General features: G+C 65.3%; 17 protein-coding genes. 6 read left to right on the top strand and 11 right to left on the bottom strand.

Annotated elements, in window-relative coordinates; translation table 11 throughout:
• The 3 genes from BST13_RS09620 to BST13_RS09610 are packed head-to-tail and all read right to left on the bottom strand — an operon-like array spanning position 1 to position 4,857.
• A complete protein-coding gene (locus tag BST13_RS09620; RefSeq protein ID WP_083163032.1) occupies positions 1-2,208 on the bottom strand; it encodes a LuxR family transcriptional regulator in 2,208 nt (735 codons plus the stop codon).
• Positions 2,209-2,236: 28 nt separating this feature from the next.
• Positions 2,237-3,508: a D-amino acid dehydrogenase gene (locus tag BST13_RS09615; protein ID WP_083163030.1), complete on the bottom strand. Its 1,272-nt coding sequence runs from the start codon at positions 3,506-3,508 to the stop codon at positions 2,237-2,239.
• A complete protein-coding gene (locus tag BST13_RS09610; protein WP_083163028.1) occupies positions 3,505-4,857 on the bottom strand; it encodes an MFS transporter in 1,353 nt (450 codons plus the stop codon). The genes BST13_RS09615 and BST13_RS09610 overlap by 4 nt, the downstream gene beginning before the upstream one ends.
• A 97-nt stretch (positions 4,858-4,954) precedes the next feature.
• Between BST13_RS09610 and BST13_RS09605 the strand changes: the two genes are divergently transcribed.
• From BST13_RS09605 to BST13_RS09595, 3 genes are all read left to right on the top strand, one after another.
• Positions 4,955-6,082, top strand: a complete 1,128-nt coding sequence (locus BST13_RS09605; protein ID WP_158087134.1) for a CdaR family transcriptional regulator — start codon at positions 4,955-4,957, stop codon at positions 6,080-6,082.
• Positions 6,083-6,225: 143 nt separating this feature from the next.
• Complete coding sequence (locus tag BST13_RS09600) at positions 6,226-6,594, top strand: LppP/LprE family lipoprotein (protein WP_245839472.1); 369 nt, start codon at positions 6,226-6,228, stop codon at positions 6,592-6,594.
• 38 nt (positions 6,595-6,632) lie between these two features.
• Positions 6,633-6,923 carry a cupin domain-containing protein gene (locus tag BST13_RS09595; protein WP_083163022.1) on the top strand — a complete coding sequence of 97 codons (291 nt, stop codon included), beginning with the start codon at positions 6,633-6,635 and terminating at the stop codon, positions 6,921-6,923.
• Between the two features lie 35 nt (positions 6,924-6,958).
• Here the strand turns inward: BST13_RS09595 and BST13_RS09590 are convergent, their stop codons facing one another.
• Positions 6,959-7,792, bottom strand: coding sequence for a CDP-diacylglycerol diphosphatase (locus BST13_RS09590; protein ID WP_083163020.1), 834 nt, complete (start codon positions 7,790-7,792; stop codon positions 6,959-6,961).
• Between the two features lie 183 nt (positions 7,793-7,975).
• On the opposite strand from BST13_RS09590, the gene BST13_RS09585 reads away from it, so the two are divergent.
• Entirely contained in the window at positions 7,976-8,245 is a 270-nt protein-coding gene (locus BST13_RS09585) for a hypothetical protein (protein WP_083163018.1), read from the top strand.
• 534 nt (positions 8,246-8,779) lie between these two features.
• On the opposite strand, the gene BST13_RS09575 is transcribed toward BST13_RS09585, so the two are convergent.
• The 7 genes from BST13_RS09575 to BST13_RS09545 all read right to left on the bottom strand — a co-directional run bounded on the left by BST13_RS09575 (position 8,780) and on the right by BST13_RS09545 (position 15,152).
• Positions 8,780-9,580, bottom strand: coding sequence for a YncE family protein (locus tag BST13_RS09575; RefSeq protein WP_142282761.1), 801 nt, complete (start codon positions 9,578-9,580; stop codon positions 8,780-8,782).
• 226 nt (positions 9,581-9,806) lie between these two features.
• The gene (locus BST13_RS09570) at positions 9,807-10,394 is read right to left on the bottom strand and encodes a hypothetical protein (protein ID WP_083163012.1); all 588 of its coding nucleotides are present in this window, start codon (positions 10,392-10,394) and stop codon (positions 9,807-9,809) included.
• Between the two features lie 41 nt (positions 10,395-10,435).
• Complete coding sequence (locus BST13_RS09565; RefSeq protein WP_083163010.1) at positions 10,436-10,828, bottom strand: DUF3592 domain-containing protein; 393 nt, start codon at positions 10,826-10,828, stop codon at positions 10,436-10,438.
• 248 nt (positions 10,829-11,076) lie between these two features.
• A complete protein-coding gene (locus tag BST13_RS09560; RefSeq protein WP_083163008.1) occupies positions 11,077-12,051 on the bottom strand; it encodes an SIS domain-containing protein in 975 nt (324 codons plus the stop codon).
• Positions 12,048-13,229, bottom strand: coding sequence for a glucosamine kinase (locus BST13_RS09555; RefSeq protein WP_083163006.1), 1,182 nt, complete (start codon positions 13,227-13,229; stop codon positions 12,048-12,050). Before BST13_RS09555 ends, BST13_RS09560 begins: the two co-directional genes overlap by 4 nt.
• The gene (locus BST13_RS09550) at positions 13,226-14,533 is read right to left on the bottom strand and encodes a glycosyltransferase (protein WP_083163004.1); all 1,308 of its coding nucleotides are present in this window, start codon (positions 14,531-14,533) and stop codon (positions 13,226-13,228) included. The genes BST13_RS09555 and BST13_RS09550 overlap by 4 nt, the downstream gene beginning before the upstream one ends.
• A gap of 10 nt (positions 14,534-14,543) precedes the next feature.
• A complete protein-coding gene (locus BST13_RS09545; protein ID WP_083163002.1) occupies positions 14,544-15,152 on the bottom strand; it encodes a TetR/AcrR family transcriptional regulator in 609 nt (202 codons plus the stop codon).
• 268 nt (positions 15,153-15,420) lie between these two features.
• On the opposite strand from BST13_RS09545, the gene BST13_RS09540 reads away from it, so the two are divergent.
• Together BST13_RS09540 and BST13_RS09535 are read left to right on the top strand one after the other, a co-directional pair.
• Positions 15,421-16,248, top strand: coding sequence for a glycoside hydrolase family 16 protein (locus BST13_RS09540; protein WP_083163000.1), 828 nt, complete (start codon positions 15,421-15,423; stop codon positions 16,246-16,248).
• 377 nt (positions 16,249-16,625) lie between these two features.
• A complete protein-coding gene (locus BST13_RS09535) occupies positions 16,626-16,922 on the top strand; it encodes a GNAT family N-acetyltransferase (protein ID WP_083162998.1) in 297 nt (98 codons plus the stop codon).
• The last annotated feature ends 5 nt before the right edge of the window (positions 16,923-16,927 follow it).

The raw sequence follows: 16,927 nt of genomic DNA, 5'->3' as shown, positions 1-16,927 counted from the left end.
TCAGCGCCCGTCGAGCAGGCCGCTGGCGGTGGCCTCGGCCACCGCGGCGGCGCGCGACGATACGCCGAGCTTTCGGTAGATCGATTTGGCTTGACTCTTGACCGTTTCCCGGCCGATGACGAGTTTGTCGGCGATCTGCTGTAGCGACATGTGCGTTGCCAGGTGTGGCAGCAACCGCAGCTCGGCAGCGGTCAGCGAAGGCCGCACTCCACGGGTGGCACGCACAGCCGACCGCTCACGCACCTGATCGAGCCGACGTGCGATGCCGACCGCGTCGGGCTCACGTCGATGTGCCCGCTGTGCGGCAGCCAGATGAGCGTCGCACAGTTCGGGGTCGTCGATCTCGACAGCTGTAGCGGCCATGAGAACATGGGCAAGCAGCGCGGTGCGGGCGGACAGGTCGCCGAGCCTGGGCAGCAGACGTTCGGTGGCGCGCACCGCCGTTCGCGCTCCGGACGCATCCCCGCGACGGGCACGTACCAACGCGTCGACGGCGTAGACCACCACCATCGGAACCATGTCAGAGAGGTCACGGGTGTCGACGATGGCCCTTGCGGCACTGCTGTGCCGCGAGGCCGCGACATCGTCCCCCTCATCGATGTCCAGCAGTGCCAGGTGAGCGAGCGCCGCGGCCTGAAAGCCGGGAAGATCCTCGATCACCGGTAGCGCCGCTTCCAGTTGTACGCGTGCCCGGTCGGACTCCCCCAGCATGGCCAGAGCGGTGCCGGTCATGGTGGTGGCCGCACCCCACCACGGGTTGACCAGATGATCGCCTGCGCTGCACACCGTTTCGGCGTGCCGGATCACTTCACGCACACCGCCGACACCGATGACCGAACCGATGAGCGCCGCCGCCACCTCCACCGAAACGGTGCCGTCACTGAGCGGTTGGCCCTTGTCGGCCGCGCTGGCCAGCAGCAGCGACCGCTGGATCAAGTCGGAGTCTCCGGTCGTCACGCCCAGCCAGGCCCGGGCGATGGCAGCGTCTGGATACTCGGCGAACATCGGCTCATCGATCAGGTCGAGTCGGCGAGCCAGCACACCGGCACGGCCGTCGAAGCCCAGCCGCACCGCATCAGCGCCGACGAGCGCGGCAGCCCGGGCGCGGTCTTCTGCTGCCAACGCCTGCAGCAACGCGCCGTCGGTGTCACCGGTGCGAGCCAGCCACTCGGCAGCTCTGCTCGCCAACAACCGGAACCTGCCCGGGTCTCGGTCCCGCAGTCGCGCCCGCAGCAGCTCGCCGAACAACTGGTGGTAGCGGTACCAGATTCCTTGCTCGTCAAGGGAAACCAGGAACAGGTTGCCCGACCGGATCACGGCCGCCAGCATCTCCGCGGAATCATGGCGCTGCAACACGGTGTCGAGTTCTGCGGCGCAGAACCGGTCCGGCACGGCCGATTCGGTGAGGAATTCAGCGGTTTGCGGATCGAGCTGATTGAGCACCTCCTCCACCAGATAATCGGCCACCACCCGGTGCCGGCCGGTGACGGCGGCCGCGGAGGCACCGTCGCGCATCGCCAAGGCCGCCATGACCACACCGGCCGCCCAGCCTTCACATGTGTCGAGCACGCGGGCCGCGATATCGCTGTCGGCGCCATCCGCGACGGCGGCGAACATCGCGGCGCCTTCCGAACCGGACAGGATGAGGTCTGGGACACCGATTTCGACGACGCCGCCTTGCAACCTGCGGCGTCCCAGGTCGACACTCGGCAGCTGCCTGCCGACCAGTGCCAGCGTGGCCGTCGCGGGCGACAGGTCGACGACATCCCGCAGGGCCTCGACAGCTGTCGGGGCGGTGAGTTCGTGGACGTCGTCGAGCACGAGCACGATCGGCCCGGCATTCTCCAGTGCACGCACAAGCGCGGGCACGAGCTGGGTGTCGACGGCACGACCCGCGCCCTGCAGATACTGCAGGACGGCCGGGTCGACGGGCCTGACCTGATCGATCGCGGCGGCCAGGTGCAACAGCAGGTGTGCCGGATCGTTGTCCAGGTGCTCGATGCGCGCCCAGGCGAACGGACGCGGGTCGGCGTCCTCCCACAGCGCGACGACCGTCGTTTTCCCATAGCCGGCAGGCGCATTCACCACCACCAAGCCATCGCCACGCAGCAACTGCGTGACCGCGCCGCGGGCAACCGTCGTGCCGGACATCCGCGGTCGGCCGTAGGTGGCCGCCGGAATGTGCGTCAACCAGTCGCCCGTTACCACCTGGGCATCGTAGGTCAGAGACGGCGCGTCAATCCCGCGTGTGGTGTCGGTTCCGTTGGACCGGTGAGTACGGCGTCGGGTCGATGTCCGGGCGTCGCTCATCGATCAAGTCGGCGAGCATCCGCGCCGATCCGCACGCCATCGTCCAGCCGACGTGGCCGTGGCCGGTGTTGTAGTAGAGGTTGTCGTGACGCCCCAAACCGATCAACGGCGGACCGTCGGGCGTCATCGGCCGTAATCCCGTGCGGTATCGCGCGGTATCCCAATCGATGACCCCGGGAAACAGCTGGTTCCCCGCCTCGATGATGTCGGCGTAGTCCGCGGGGGTGCTACTGCGGTCGTAGCCGACGAACTCCGCCGTCGCCGACATCCGCAACTCGCCACCGAACCGGGACCACGCCACCAGTGATCGCTCGTCGATACCGCCGATGGCCGGCGCCCGGTCTGGGTCCTTGATCGTGGCGGTCAACGTGTATCCCTTTGCCGGGTAGACGGGTATCCGCTGCCGCATGGTCCTGGTCAGCAGCGGGCTCGCCGCCCCGGCGGCCAATACGACTGCGTCGGCGCGAATCTCACCGTCGGAACCCAGGATTCGGGTGACCGACGAGCCGTCACTGACCAGTTCGGTGACCGAGGTGCCAAGGTGGAAGCTCACCCCCAGCCTGCGGCACACCTCGGCCAGTCCACCGGCGAACAGGTGCGGATCGCCGGTGCCGTCTGAGGTGTCGTGGATGGCCCCGGCGAACCGGGTCAGGCTGTGACCGAGCGCCGGTTCGAGTGCGGTCACCTGATCGAAACTCAGCACCTGCTGGCACCTGCCGTGCTCCCGCAACAGGCGGGAATGCTGTTCTGCCGCACGAAGATCGGCGTCGGCATGGTAGAGGTACAGCACGCCCGCATGGGTCTGCCAGTAGTGCAGGCCTTCGCGGACCGCGAGCTCGTCCATCAACTGCTGGCTGTAGCGGGCGAGCCGCAGCTTGGCCACGGTGTTGGCGCGTGACCGCGACGGCACGCATTCCCGCAAGAACCGTAGTCCCCACCGGAAGAGGTCTGCATCCGCCCTGGGCCGGATCCGGATCGAGGTGGCCTCGCCGAGCAGCGATTTCACCAGCATCGCAGGCGCTTTCGGAGAAGCCCAGGCGTACGAGTGCCCGGGCGCGACCAGTCCGGCCGTGCTGGCGCTGGTGTCCGAGGCGACGTCGCCGCGACGGTCGTAGACGTGAACCTCGTGGCCGCGTTCGGCGAGGGCATGAGCGGTCGCGACGCCGACGACACCGGCTCCGATCACAGCGATCTTCACAGTGCAGCCTCCGTCCGCGGCGTGCTCGGTACCGAGACGGCACTGGATTCGGTGAGCAACATGCCGTTGGTTTCCGGTGCCAGCAGGAAGGTGATGAACCACCCGAATCCGGCCACGACGGCTCCGACCAACATCGTCAGCTGCACCGAATGGGCGAGCAGCAGCGGCGCACCGTACACGCCGATGGCCGCACCGACCCGGCTTGCGCCGGTAGCGAATCCGTTGGCGGTGGCCCGCACCCCGGTCGGGAACAGCTCGGACGGATAGATCGCCTCAAGGCACTGACCCGAGTACATCGCAAGGCCGAACACCGCGAACAGCACCAGTACCAACCACATCGGTGGGTGGGCGACGACGGCCAGACCCAGCAGCGGCAGTGCGGAGACGGCAAAGCTCCACAGCAGCAGCTTGCGCCTGCCCTTGTTGATCCACAGTGCGCCCGACAACGAGCCGACGACATAGAAGATCTGAATGATGACGGCGCCAAGGTAGGCGGTATTGCCTTCAGCCAGCCCGAACTGCTTGAGAATGGCGGGCTCATAAGTCGCGATCGCGTAGATCGGCAGTAGCTGGCAGGCCCAGAACAGGGCAACGAACAGCGTGCGTTTGCGATACTCAGGCCGGAAGATCGTCAGGTAGCCCGTCGGACTGCCTTGGGGCTCTTCGATATCGGCCAGCGTCGCGTCGGGTCCGAGCATCTGCTTGAGAACTGCTTCGGCCTCCTCATGGCGTCCCTTGCTCAGCAGCCACCGCGGCGATTCCGGTGTACCGAGCCGCATCGTGAGGATGAGCACCGCCGGGATGGCGCTGCTGGCGAGCATCCAGCGCCAGGCCTCCGGACCGAGGTCGAGCATGAAATACCCGACGGTGTAAGCGATCGCGGCGCCGACGGAGAACATGGTGACCAGTACGACCAGCAGCGGCCCGCGGGACTTCTGCGGCGCGAACTCAGAGGCGATGGTTCCGGCGATCGCGAGGTCGGCGCCCACCGCGACACCCATCAGGGTGCGCAGCACGATGAGTTGCCAGGGTTCATCGGCGAAGAACTGCAGCGCCGACAGCACGACGAAGCAGGCCAGGTCGGCGATATAGACCTTCTGTCGGCCGAACCGGTCGGTCACCGCGCCGAAGATCAGGCCGCCGAAGAACATGCCCACGAGCGACGAGGCACCGAGTAGGCCCGCAGCGACCGGGGTCAGTGCGAAATGGGCAGTGAGCAGCGGCAGTGCGACGCCAATGATGCTCAGGATGTAGCCGTCACAGAACTCGCCACCACCTGCATACAGGGTGATGAGCCACTGAGTTCGCGACGCCTTGGTGTGTTCGAGCGAGGCAGTGGATGTCGTCATGCGGCACGACGATAGTAACCGACGTGACGCAGGTCACTGTATGTACAGTACTTTTCTATACCGATAATTGGGGCTATCACTGTATGGAATGCACAAGATGGAACCAGTAGTGCTCACCTCCGAACTGGCCGGCGAGATCGCCGACGAGACCACCCGCATCCTCGGCCACAACGTCCTGATCACCGACGCGAACGCGCAGGTGATCGGCAGCGGTGACCCGTCGCGCATCGGCACGGTCCACGAGGCGTCGGTGGCCGTGCTACAGACCGGTGCGGCCGCCAGCCATGACGCCAAGCAGGCCTCAGCTTTGGTAGGCGTCCGACCCGGTATCACCATGCCGATCGTGCTCGACGGTGCGATCGTCGGCACAGTCGGTATCACCGGACCGCCCGCGCAGGTGGTCAAGCTGGGCCGCCTGGTGCAACGACAGACGGAAATCCTGCTGCGCGAGTCACAGTTTCAGCGCACCCGGCTGCTGCGGGCGAACAGGCTCAACCAGTTGGTGCGCGACATCGTGGAATTCGATCCGCGCCTGGTAGACGAGCAGATCATCCGGGCCAGTGCCGTCGATTTGGGTTATGACCTGACCCGGCCGCGGGTGGCGATCGTCTTCGAGGTGCAGCCCGGTCCGGTGAGCTATCCGTCGTCGGTGCGGGCGATCGGAGAGATCTTCGGCGCCCGGATGGATCTGGTCGCCGAGCTCGCCACAGGACGATACGTTGTCCTGCATCATCTTTCCGGAGCCGATTCACCACGGGACCGAGCCAGGCGCACTGCCGACCTGTTGGGCGAGCGCCATGGCATCACTGTGCGCGTCGGCATCGGTGAAGTAGGCACCGACGTGGCCGCGCTCGCGGACTCCTACGCCGACGCCGTCACGGCGTTGCGCCTCGGTCCCGCAGGCACGGCGATAGCGATACACGAGATCGACGACCTGCGGGTGGCCCAGGTGCTGGATTCGGTGAGCAACCAGGCACGCGAACGGTTCACGCATTCACAATTGGCGCCGATCGCCGGCGAGAACGATTTCGCCGTACTGCGTGCGACATTGGTCGCATGGTGCGAAAGCGGATGCAATCTCGTAACGACCGCTCACCTGCTGAACATCCACCGCAATACGGTGATCTACCGCCTCGACAAGATCTCCCGACTCACCGGGCGGGACGTGCGTGAACCTCGGGTCGCCGTTGCGCTCTATCTGGCGTGCCTCATGGCCGGCGGCTAGCCTGGCCCGCGGGGAGGTCACCGATGAGATTGCCCGTTCTGTTGGCAGGTTCCATGTTGGGTACCGGGCTGCTGACGGTCCCGCCTGCGTCGGCCGAGCCCCCGGTCACCTGCGGGAAAAACCTCGCCGCGTACCAAATCGCCATGGCAACACAACATCTCGCGCCGTACCCGGGAACCGATTGGCGATGGTCCACCGACCCGCGCATGACCGAGGGCAATTTCAATCCTTGTGTCGCACTGTCGACGGCACTCGTGACGGTCGAAGGAGCCACCGCCAGTTCACCGGTGGCCGCCCTGATGTTCCACAACGGCGAGTACCTCGGCACGGCCACCTCGAAGGCCTACGGCTTCACGTCCCTGAACACCGCGCGGACCACCGACGACACCGTCGTCCTCGACTACAAGACGCCCGGCGCGTGCAACGCCTGCCCACCCGCCGCCATGACGAGCGTCCGCTACCAGTGGCAGGGCGACCACGTCGTCATGTTGGATCCGCCGCCGGCGGGGTGAGGCGTAGCGTCGAATCACTTGACCAACGAGGAGCGCTCATGGCGACGGGATCCCACGGCGAGATTCAGCTGGAGAACGACCTGTTCCGGGTGACCAAGTGGACCATCGAACCCGGCGGGGCGATCCCCATGCATCGGCACGAGTACGAGTACGTGGTGGTGCCCATGGTCACCGGCACCATGTACGTCGTGACCTCCGACGGCGACGAGATCGTCGCGGAACTCGTGGCGGGCCAGAGTTATTCGCGCCCTGCCGGCGCCGAGCACACGGTCGAGAACCGCGGGGAGCACGACCCGATCGTCTTCGTCGAAGTCGAGAGACTCTCTTAGCTAAGCCTCTCGCCTCGACGATCCGGCGATACTGCCTAGCCTTTGTTCAGCAGCGGCTCCATGTTGTCGACGCCGTGAATGCCGGTGTTCCGGTTGCTCTCCATGACCACGATCCCGTTGCCCTGGCGATTGAGCGTGATCAGCAGGGACTCGTGCGCCATCCCCGCAGCGCTCTTCCCCTGTTTCTGCAACGGCTTGACGATGTCGTCGTTCAACTTGGCGAAGAAGTTGTAGTCGACGCCGTCGGCGTTCCATGCCCGATAAGTGTGTTTGGTGTTGTTGCCGTGCATGTCGTGGCCCGTGACGTCGATGGTCGAGTTCAACCACGTCTGCTCAGTTTTGGCGAGCTTGCCGGCCTTGGCCGCCCTGTCGATGTCGTCGCGAGCCGGCCCGTACAACCGCGTCAGATGGATGTGGAACTGATTGCGCGTGCGACCGTCCTGGGAGTTGATTGCAAGTGCCCAGTCTGAGCCACCCATCAAGCTGACCTCGTCGTAGGCGTGCTTGAAGTAGTGCGGGGCGTCGGCGCGCAGCAGGTTGTCGCATTCGATGCCTGCCTCGCGGACCGTGGGTACCACCAGCAGATCGGTGGTGGTCTTCATATCCTTCCCCGGGTGGACGGCCCAGCCGCGCGTGGAGTCGTGGTTCGGCCACTGGATGTCGAAGTTGTGGATCTTGTTGGTCGGCGTGTGCAGCGGTGGCTTCACACCATCCCAGATGGGGTCACTCCCGCCGGGATCGCAGCTGGCGAATGCCGCCGTCTGAGCGTTGGCGACGGGTGAGAGTCCAAGCCCCAGCACCGGCACGGCCGCAAGGGCGGCGGCTGCGCCGGTGCGGCGGAGGAAGTGGGCGCGCGGGGTACGGTTCATGTTTGCTCCTACGAGTGGCTGCTATGTCAGGACAACCTTCTCGTGATCGCCGCCGGCGGTCTGTCCGCTGCTCAGGCCACAATGGGGTGGAATCGGGCATCCGCCGATCGGGGGACACAGGAACATGGGATTTCCATAGCCGGTGCTTCGAATTTCCTCAGTTCGGCCCGGCACTGTGGTGTCATGACCGGTTCAACCGAAGGCTTTGATGTGGCTCCTGCCGATACCGTGCCGGAGAGCCGCAGGCGCGCGGGCCTTGCCGTCGCGCTGTTGGCAACCTTCGGATTGATCCTTCTAGCTGTTACCCAGGCAGGCCCTGCTTGGGTTCACGGCTTCACCTCGGTGGGCGCCGCGGTGGCGGCGACTGCCGTGCTGTTGGCTGCCGAACTCCGTTGGATGGAGTGGGTCACCACCGCCGAGTCTGCCGGCTTGGTAGCCGCGTCTGGCTCCTGACGAAATCGAGTAGGCGGCTACTCACGCAGATTCGACGTGATCCTCGTAGGTTTCCCAAGCAGGGCAGCCGAGAGAGGAATGAACAAGTGGTCATGGGCTTGATATTCGTCGCGTTGGGTCTGATCGCAGTCGCCGTGGGCATAGCCGGGTTTCGAGGTCGCAGGAGCGCGCATCGGACCGGGATCAAGCTTCCGGCGACGGTGGTCTCAGAACGGAAGACCGTGAATCGCCAAGGCGGGCATTCTTATTTCGCCACAGTGCGGTTCAAGGCGCCCGACGGAAGTGCCATGGAACAGGCCAGCCGGTGGGGAAACAACAAGTCTCGGCTCGGGCAATCGGTCGACGTGTGGTACACCCCCGGCAAACCCGTCTGGCTCGATAGCTCCAGTTCCGCCTCGGGGACCTGGGTAGCCGCCGCAACCGGTCTGGTTTTCGTCGCGGTGGGAGTCGCCTTGGCATCCGGCCACCTCCATCGCTAGGTGCCGATGACATCGTGCGCGTCCCACTGAGCCGCCCCGCGGTAGGTCGACCTTCTTACTTTCCGGAAAGCACTGTCACGCCGGACTTCGTGGTCACGAACACCGAATGCATGACCGGATCGGCCACGACGTGTTCGGGCTCATCATCGAGATGGACCGTTGTCGTGAGTGTGTGAGTATCGGCGTCGACGACCGATAGGCTCTTCTGCTCCTTGGTCGTGACGTAGATGCTGTGGGCGCCTGGGTCGATCGACAACGACCTGTCGGAGGGCACCGCGTCCAGCGGGGTGCTGTCGAGGACAGCGTGAGTGCTCGGGTCGACGCTCATCACATGACCGTTGTAACCCACTGCGATCACAGTGCCGGACTTCGGATCGACGGCTACATCGTCGGCCTGGTCAGGCAGCGGCACCGTGCCGGTGACCTTGTTGGCCGTGGCGTCGATAGCCAGGAGATCGGAGCTGCCGTTTCCGGCGGCATAGATGGTGCGGTTGACCGGATTCAGTGCCATCGCCTCGACGGGCTCGCTGAGTTCGACTGCACCCGTGACTTTCTCGGTCGCGAGGTCGATGGTTTTCAGCGCATTCTCACCGCTGTACTGGACGTAGAGGGTCTTCCCGTCCGGGCCGAGGACCAGCCCGCCAGGGCTGCCGCCGACTGCGATGGTGCCAGCAACCCGACCTGACGCCAGGTCGGCCACCAACACATTGCCATCCGTACCGGAAACTCCTGCGAGGTAGAGCTTTTGGCCCGACGGGTCGACCGCAATCCCGTCGAGGATGTAGCTACCGCCACCGAGCGCGACGGCGCCGACTTTATTGCGCGTGGCCGTGTCGATCACGGTGGGGTCACCCATGCCTCCGACGTACAGCCTGTGAGCGTCAGAGTCGATCGCCATCCTTGATGGAAATATCCCCACGTTCATATTCGACACCACCGCGGTCGCCGGCGCGGCTTTCCGCTCGGTCGTCGGCGATGCGGCAGCGGGATCGCTGGGACGATTCGCGCACCCGACGACGACGCTCACGCTCATCAAGGCACCGATCAAACCAACCTTGACCGCCATCGACAGCCCACCACGCCTAGTTGTCGCACACACCGATTCCTCCTGAGTTTCGAGCCAGCGCAGCCCAATTGGCTTCGAGCCGTTTACGGTTATGCCACTCCCGACAGGCGAGGACCAAAAACACCAGACCTACAACGGCGTAGGAGATGTAGAAGTGACCGACCACCGCGCATGCCAACGTGATCAGCACCCAGAACACACCGATCCCGCTGAGCACCAACGGGCCACGACGATTGCGGGCCAGAGACCATCCGGCAAAGGTTCGACCGGCGGCACGGACTGATGGTTCAGCCAGGACCGAGCCATTACTGACGGCCTGTGCTGCCGCGATGCGTTCGTCGTCCGACAGGCCCGGTGTCGCGTGCCAATACCGCGTGGCGGTACGACTCTTCGACCACGCGCTGACCAGTCCGATAACGAGCGCGGCGGTGAAGATGAACGGCAGCCACGCCAGCCAGAGCGATGAGAACGCGAGGTGAACGACACTGCTGTCTTCCATGGCGAGACGGTTCAGAGTCAACGCGACGGCCACCCCGGGCACGCCAAACAAGAAGGCATGCAGTGCTTTGCGCCAGAATGGCCGGAATATCGACTGAATCCCCATGTCCCTGCCCCCCTATCATCCTCTGCCGATCACCCGGCAACTCAATGACCGAGCATCAGCGAGGCGCCGACCAGGAAGGTGAAAAGAGCGCCACCGACGAACAGCGCGACCTTCCGCGTGAAGGTGGGATCATCGACCCAGATGCGCTTGCCCGGTGTGTACCAGACGCATACGGCCTTGCCGAGCCGCGATGTGCGCGTCGCCGCCTGTGCGGATTGCTCCATCCATGCTCCGTCGGGTGCCTGGAACCGCACTCTGGCCTGATACGACTGGAGACCTCGACCGTCTTGGCGGGTAGTCTCGGCCGTCACCGTCGCCATGAGCTTCATACCGGAATGCTTGGCGCTCAACCGCCGAACAATGAGTGCGACTCCCCACGAGAGCGCCAACAGACCCATGGCAAATGGCAGGGCCGCGATCAGCATGTCTTTCATGCGAGTCTCCGCTTCTCGGACCGTGGTTCGCGAGTAGCAAAACCACCAAGTGCCGACACCTCAGACTGCGACGGGTAGTCGTGGCTTGGAGGCGTGCCACGCGCCGACGGTACCGAATGCTCGCAGAGACTTGAAGGTACAGCCGGGCATCCGATTGGGCAGTCGGCTGCGCTGTCAACGGATTTCGGGATCGTGTCCCGGGCGGTCTGGACCTGTGGAAGGGCCATTTGCGCATGTGGCCAGGAAGCTCACCGACTCTGAATCTGCCAGGCCTTGGCAGCGATGAGTTCTGGTACCAGCACTTCGGTCAACAGCCGGACGTCGTCGTCCTCATCATCCGGATAGCGCACGGTCCGTCGCGATCCCGGCACGTCGCCGCCGACGCCCACAACGGTGCTGTGCCGCACCGTAGTCCACCCGGCCAGTTGGGACTCCCACGCGGAGCCGGCGAAGACCAGCAAGCGGTAGTCGGTCGTCTTGGTCAGGTAGACGTCGACGTGGCTCCAGTCCCCGGTCTCGCAGCCGACCGCACCGAGCCGCGGTCCTTCCCGGAGCATCAGCGCGCCCTGTTGTGCGGACGAGAAACGGTGTGCTGGCGCGGCGAGGTGGGTACCGGTAGGCCCGAGGAGCAATTCGGCAAGCTCGGGCCGCCAGTCGGGTTCGGTGTCGAGCAGGTGAGCACTCGCAGCGGCGGCCTTCCGCACCGACGTCACAAGCGGTTTCGTGTCCGCTTGCATCATGTGCAGTTCGAGCGCCAGCAGTAGCGCCACGGTGTGCTGATAGCTGCGACAGGCGACGCCGCCCACCTCGGTGTCGGCGGCGAGGTCGACGACGGCATGGCATCGCGTGGCGATCGGTGCATCCGCCGTGTTGGTCAGCGCCACGAACTTCAGCCCGGGTTGCGAGGCGGCCATGCGGTCAAGCGCATCAAGGGTTTCCACCGATCCGCCGGTCGCCGAGATCGCGACCACAAGTGTGCCTGGTCCCCAATGCGGCAGAAGCGTCGAAGATGCCAGTTCGGATACCGCGAGCAGCCCGCGCGACCGCATCCGGGCCGCGGCGACGCCGGCCGCGTAGGCCGAGGATCCCATCCCGAGGAACACCACCCGCTCGACGCCAGAGGGCACCACATCAGCCCATGGATTGACGGCCAGTGTCGAGGCCAAGCGGTCGAGGACCTCGGGCTTGCGCTGGAGGTCGGTCAGGAACGCATCAGCATTCACGCGGTGATCCCTTCATCGAGCAACTCGGGCAGCGCCGCGTCGGGCACGTACATCCATCGCGGCAGATGCTTTGCGGCGTAGATGATCTCACGGAGAACCTGTTGGAGACGCAGGGCCCGCAGCGGTGCGGGATCATAGCGTGGTGCGCTTCGCTGGTAGGCGTCCAGGAATGTTCGCCGGACCAGATTGCTTACGTCCGTGAGCGCATGTGGCTCGAGATCGGTGTACTTGCGCGCGACGATCGCGACATGTGCCAGCGACTGCACCATGCCGGCGACGTCGAAGGCGGTCGGGATGGGTTGCATTCGAGCCTCTGCGGACAACACCGGGTTGCCGTCGAAGTCGGTGATGACGAAGCGCCCCTCGGTCTGCAGTACCTGGCCCACGTGTAAGTCGCCGTGCCCCTCGAAGACGGGTATCCCCGCGAGACTTCCGAGTCCGTCGAGCAGCGCTTCGATGTAGCCACGGCGCTCGCGCAGGATGGCACCGCTGACCGAAGTGCTCAGCGCCACCGCAGTTTCCAGTGTTTCGAAGGCCCCGTCACGCCAGGCTCTCGCCTGTGCCGCGTCGGCAACCGAGGCGGTGGCTGCCAGCGCGGTGTGCATATCGGCGACCAGACTTCCCACCGCATCGGCCGCGGCAATCATGCGCGGCCGGGCGGCAGGATCCTGTGCCGCCGTGGTCACCAGGTCCACGGCCCAGGTCCAGCCGTCGACCGCGCCGGGAAGGTATTCGTCGATGGTCGCAACGAGGGTCTGCTCGCCGCGCGGGGAGCGCCAGGTGACCAGGCCCCACGGGGTGGGCATGCCCGCGAATCCCGCGGCTCGCAATGCGGTGATCCGGCCGGGTGCGGGGTGAGGACCGTCATCGAGGTGCGTCGCCCACTTCACGATCGCCTCCCCACCGACGATCACCGACTCGTTGGTCTGGTCGACGGTGATGGGCCGCTCCCCCGCCGCGCGGCACTGTGTCCACGAAACCACCGTGAAATTGCCGTATTCGGCGGATCCGTCGGCCAGTACGTCCAGCATGGCCTCGGCGACGCCGTCACCCGGGGCGGCGCGGCGCCAACTGCCGTCCGGGTCTCGCACGGTCGGCACGGCCGCCAGACCGCCCGGTCTCTCGACGATCACCAACCGCCGGTCAGCTGCGAGCTCGAGATGGTCGCGCTCCGTCACGCCCGGTGTTCCAGGCCGACCCGTTCGATCGCGTCGGCACCGGTGCGCAAGCCGTCGCGGGCTCGGATGGCGGCACCCATGTCGGCCAGTCGTGAGCGGAGGGCGGTGTCGGCGAGCAGCCGGTCGACCGCATCGGTCAACTCGGTGTCGGTGAACCCGTAGGTGTTCAACCGCACGCCGAAGCCGAGTTCATCGATGCGCTGGGCGTTTTCGTACTGGTCCCAGAACAGCGGCAGCACGATCAAGGGCTTGCCGAAATGCAGTGTCTCGGTGACGGTGTTGTTGCCGCCGTGCGAGATCACCAGATCGACCTGCGGGATGACCTTGGTCTGCGGCAGCATCTGAGCACCGACCATGTTGTCGGCTAGCGTGATTCGATCCGCCTGCGGGCCCATGCTGACGATGTAGCGGTGCCGGGTCTTGGCGAGCACGTCGACGAGGCGCTGCATCAGCTCGACGTCGGCGCCGCCGAGCGAACCCAACGAGAGGTAGATCAGCGCACTGTCGTCGGGCCGGTCGGCGACCTCGGCGGGGACGAGGTATTCGTCGTCGGTTTCGCGGACACTGGAGTCCATCCGGATCCAGCTTTCGTCCAGGGGCCGGACCTGCCGATAGTCAGCTTCGGCCGGATAAACGTACAGATTGGCGGCGTTGGCGCGCGGCATGAACTCGAGATCTGGGAGTGCCGCGCCACCCTGAGCCTGAACCCAGGCGTTGAAGTCCGACCACATGGCTCGATGGGTGCGGTCGAATTCGGCACGGTAGGTGTCCCATTCGGTGGAGTCTGCGCTCGGCAGACCTGAAAAGGGCGGCGGCACTTGCGGAGCGGTGATCTCCAGCGGGCTGCACGACACGATCCGGACGAACGGCGCTCCCGCGGTGGCCAAGGCCGGAAAGAGCACGACGTTGTCCTCGACGATGACATCCGGCTGATGGGTGGCGATGATCTCGCGGAGGCGTGGCTCGCTGTACTTGGCGCCGTCGATGAGGGCCTGATACGTCGGCTGAATGAAGGTCTGCAACTGTTCGATGGTCGGCTTGCGGAATTCCGGAGCCGTCTCGGCGATGAAGTCTGCCCAGAACTTGCCGGCGTCCTCGTCGGCGGCGCCTTCGGCCGGCGCTGCGAGATCCACGAGTTCCTCGATGAATCCGAACGGTGCGAGCTTGCCTGCCCACGAACTCTCGGCGGCGAACACGATCGTGTGCCCCCGTTCGCGCAGTACCGCCGCCAACCCGATGCACTGATTTGTTGGGCCATAAGCAGATTCAGGCCAGAACATGATGGTCAGCGGTTCGTTGGTCATGGGCAGCCCTTCATACTCGGACGGGTCTGGGAAGCGGGTGGCCGGTTGCTGTCCGCGCGTAGTCACAGATCAATTCGGTGGTGGTCTCGACGTCCAGGCTCGGGTGCCGCGCCACCATGCGGTAGCCGTAGGCGTCCTCGAGCGCGACGATGTTGCGCGCGATGGTCAGCGACGGCGACGTCAGCGTGAACACCCCCTGCGCGGCACCTGTTTCCAGGATCACCTGATACATCGCCACCTGCCGGTCATAGAGCGCGGTCAGCATGACGGCGTACGCGGGATAGCGTGCAGCGGCACCGCCCAGCTCGCACATGAGCTTGACGGCCGGATCGTCGGAGTCGACCGGCAGGCCCGACTCGATGGTCATGACCAGCTTGCGTTCCGGTTCGGGAATGCCCTCGATGGCACGCAGTCGGGCATCGTAGAACCTCTCCATCCCGGCCCTGTTCGCCTCGACGAGCAGGGTCTGAATGTCACGGAAGTGGTAGAGCACCGCGCCGGGGGTCAGGCTCGCCTCCGCGGCGACCTGCTTGAGCTGTACGTCGGCACCGTGCTTCATCACCGCACTCTGCGCGGCACGCAACAGCTTTTCTCGGCGTTCTGTGCGGCTGACGGGCACGAATGCATGGTGTCAAGGTCAGAAGGCGCTTGCGGTGGTTTTCCTGAATTTCGATGTAGTTTTTATCCAGGTTTTACACGTGATCTGCGGTCTTTCCCGGATCGGCCACTGAATCCACGTGCAGTCATCGGCTCAGGCGTTGAGATTGCCGACACGGCTGCGAGCCGCGAGAAATCACGACCCTGGGCGCAATCTCAACGCATGCTGAGTCCCTGGTGAGGCCGTTCGATCCGTGCTTGCGCACGCGTCCCGGTTAAGGTGATCCGATATGGCTAACTTGGACCGTCGAAAAATGATGATGCTGTCGGGTCTCGGCGTCGTCGCAGCGGCTATGCCTGTCCGGCAAGCCCAAGCCCTCCCGACCAGGCCCATTCCTGCTCCCGAGGCGCCCCAAGCCGCGACGAACTACGTGTTCGTGGACGAATTCGACGGGGCCGCGGGTTCGTCGCCGGATACGTCGAAATGGACCATCGCCAAGGCCCGCGAGGTCATCCAGGACCCCACCTATTGGGAGCAGCCCGGCCGCATCGGCCAGTACCGCGACGACCGCAAGAACGTCTTCGTCGACGGCAAGTCGAATCTGGTCATCCGGGCTGCCAAGGAAGGCGACACCTACTACGGCGGCAAGCTGGCCAGCGTGTGGGAAGGCGGCGCCGGCCACACCTGGGAAGCGCGGATCAAGTTCAACTGCCTGACTCCTGGCGCCTGGCCGGCCTTCTGGCTGGGCAGCCTGGGCCAGGGTGAACTCGACATCATCGAGTGGTACGGCAACGGCAAATGGCCCTCGGGGACCACCGTGCACGCCAAGTCCAACGGCGGGGAATGGCAGACCCACAACGTCACCGTCGACAACAACTGGCACACGTGGCGCACCCAGTGGGACGGCAACGGCGCCCGGTTCTGGCAGGACTACACCGACGGCGCGAAGCCGTACTTCGAGGTCGCGGCGAGCTCGTTGCCGGACTGGCCGTTCAATCAGCCCGGCTACACGATGTTCGTGGTGCTGAACCTCGCCGTCGCGGGATCCGGCGGAGAAGACCCCAGCGGAGGCACCTACCCGGCCGACATGCTCGTGGACTGGGTGCGCGTCTGGTAGCTGGGCCGTACCCCGATCAGAGGGGTCTGGAGGTGATCTCCAGCCACGCCTGGAATTGCCACTGCTCACAGCGCTTTTGCGCCCGTGTTCGACGGTGTTGTGATCGCAGCAGCTCTGCACAAGGCAGTCGAGTTGTGAGATGTGCCCGCTGCACGGGACGGCTGCGGCGCCGTCGGGACATCGCCACGACCATTGCCATCGGCAGCATTGTCAGCACTGCATACGTTGCGTAGGCCATCGTCCGCGCCTTCTTTCCCGGGCTCATTGACGATTACTACGTTCGTCGCCGCAGCTGCGCGGCACCATCGCCCGAGGATCGATCTTTAGGTGCCGACGGATGTAGCAGTAGGCGCATTTGCCCGGGCTATCGTGGATGGATGCTCGACAGAACCGGCGCAGAGACGCGCGTCCTCGAACATCCTGGCCGGTTCACCATCGAGGTCGACGGCAGCCCCGTCGGCGTCGCCGACTTCCACGACGTCGACGGCCGCCGCATCTTCCCGCACACCGAGGTTCTGCCTCAGTACCGAGGGCGGGGTCTTGCGACGATCCTCGTCGGCGAGGCCTTGCGGTCGACACGTGCGGCCGGCTTACGGATCGTGCCGACGTGCTGGATGGTGGCCGAATACATCGACAAGCACCCGGAGTATGCCAAATTCACCGACACCCGGTGACGCGG

It is taken from the genome of Mycobacterium aquaticum, assembly GCF_002086485.1.
Taxonomy (GTDB): Bacteria; Actinomycetota; Actinomycetes; order Mycobacteriales; family Mycobacteriaceae; genus Mycobacterium; species Mycobacterium aquaticum.
Note: the sequence above shows the minus strand (reverse complement) of the source record. Positions and strands in the feature narration are given on the sequence as shown.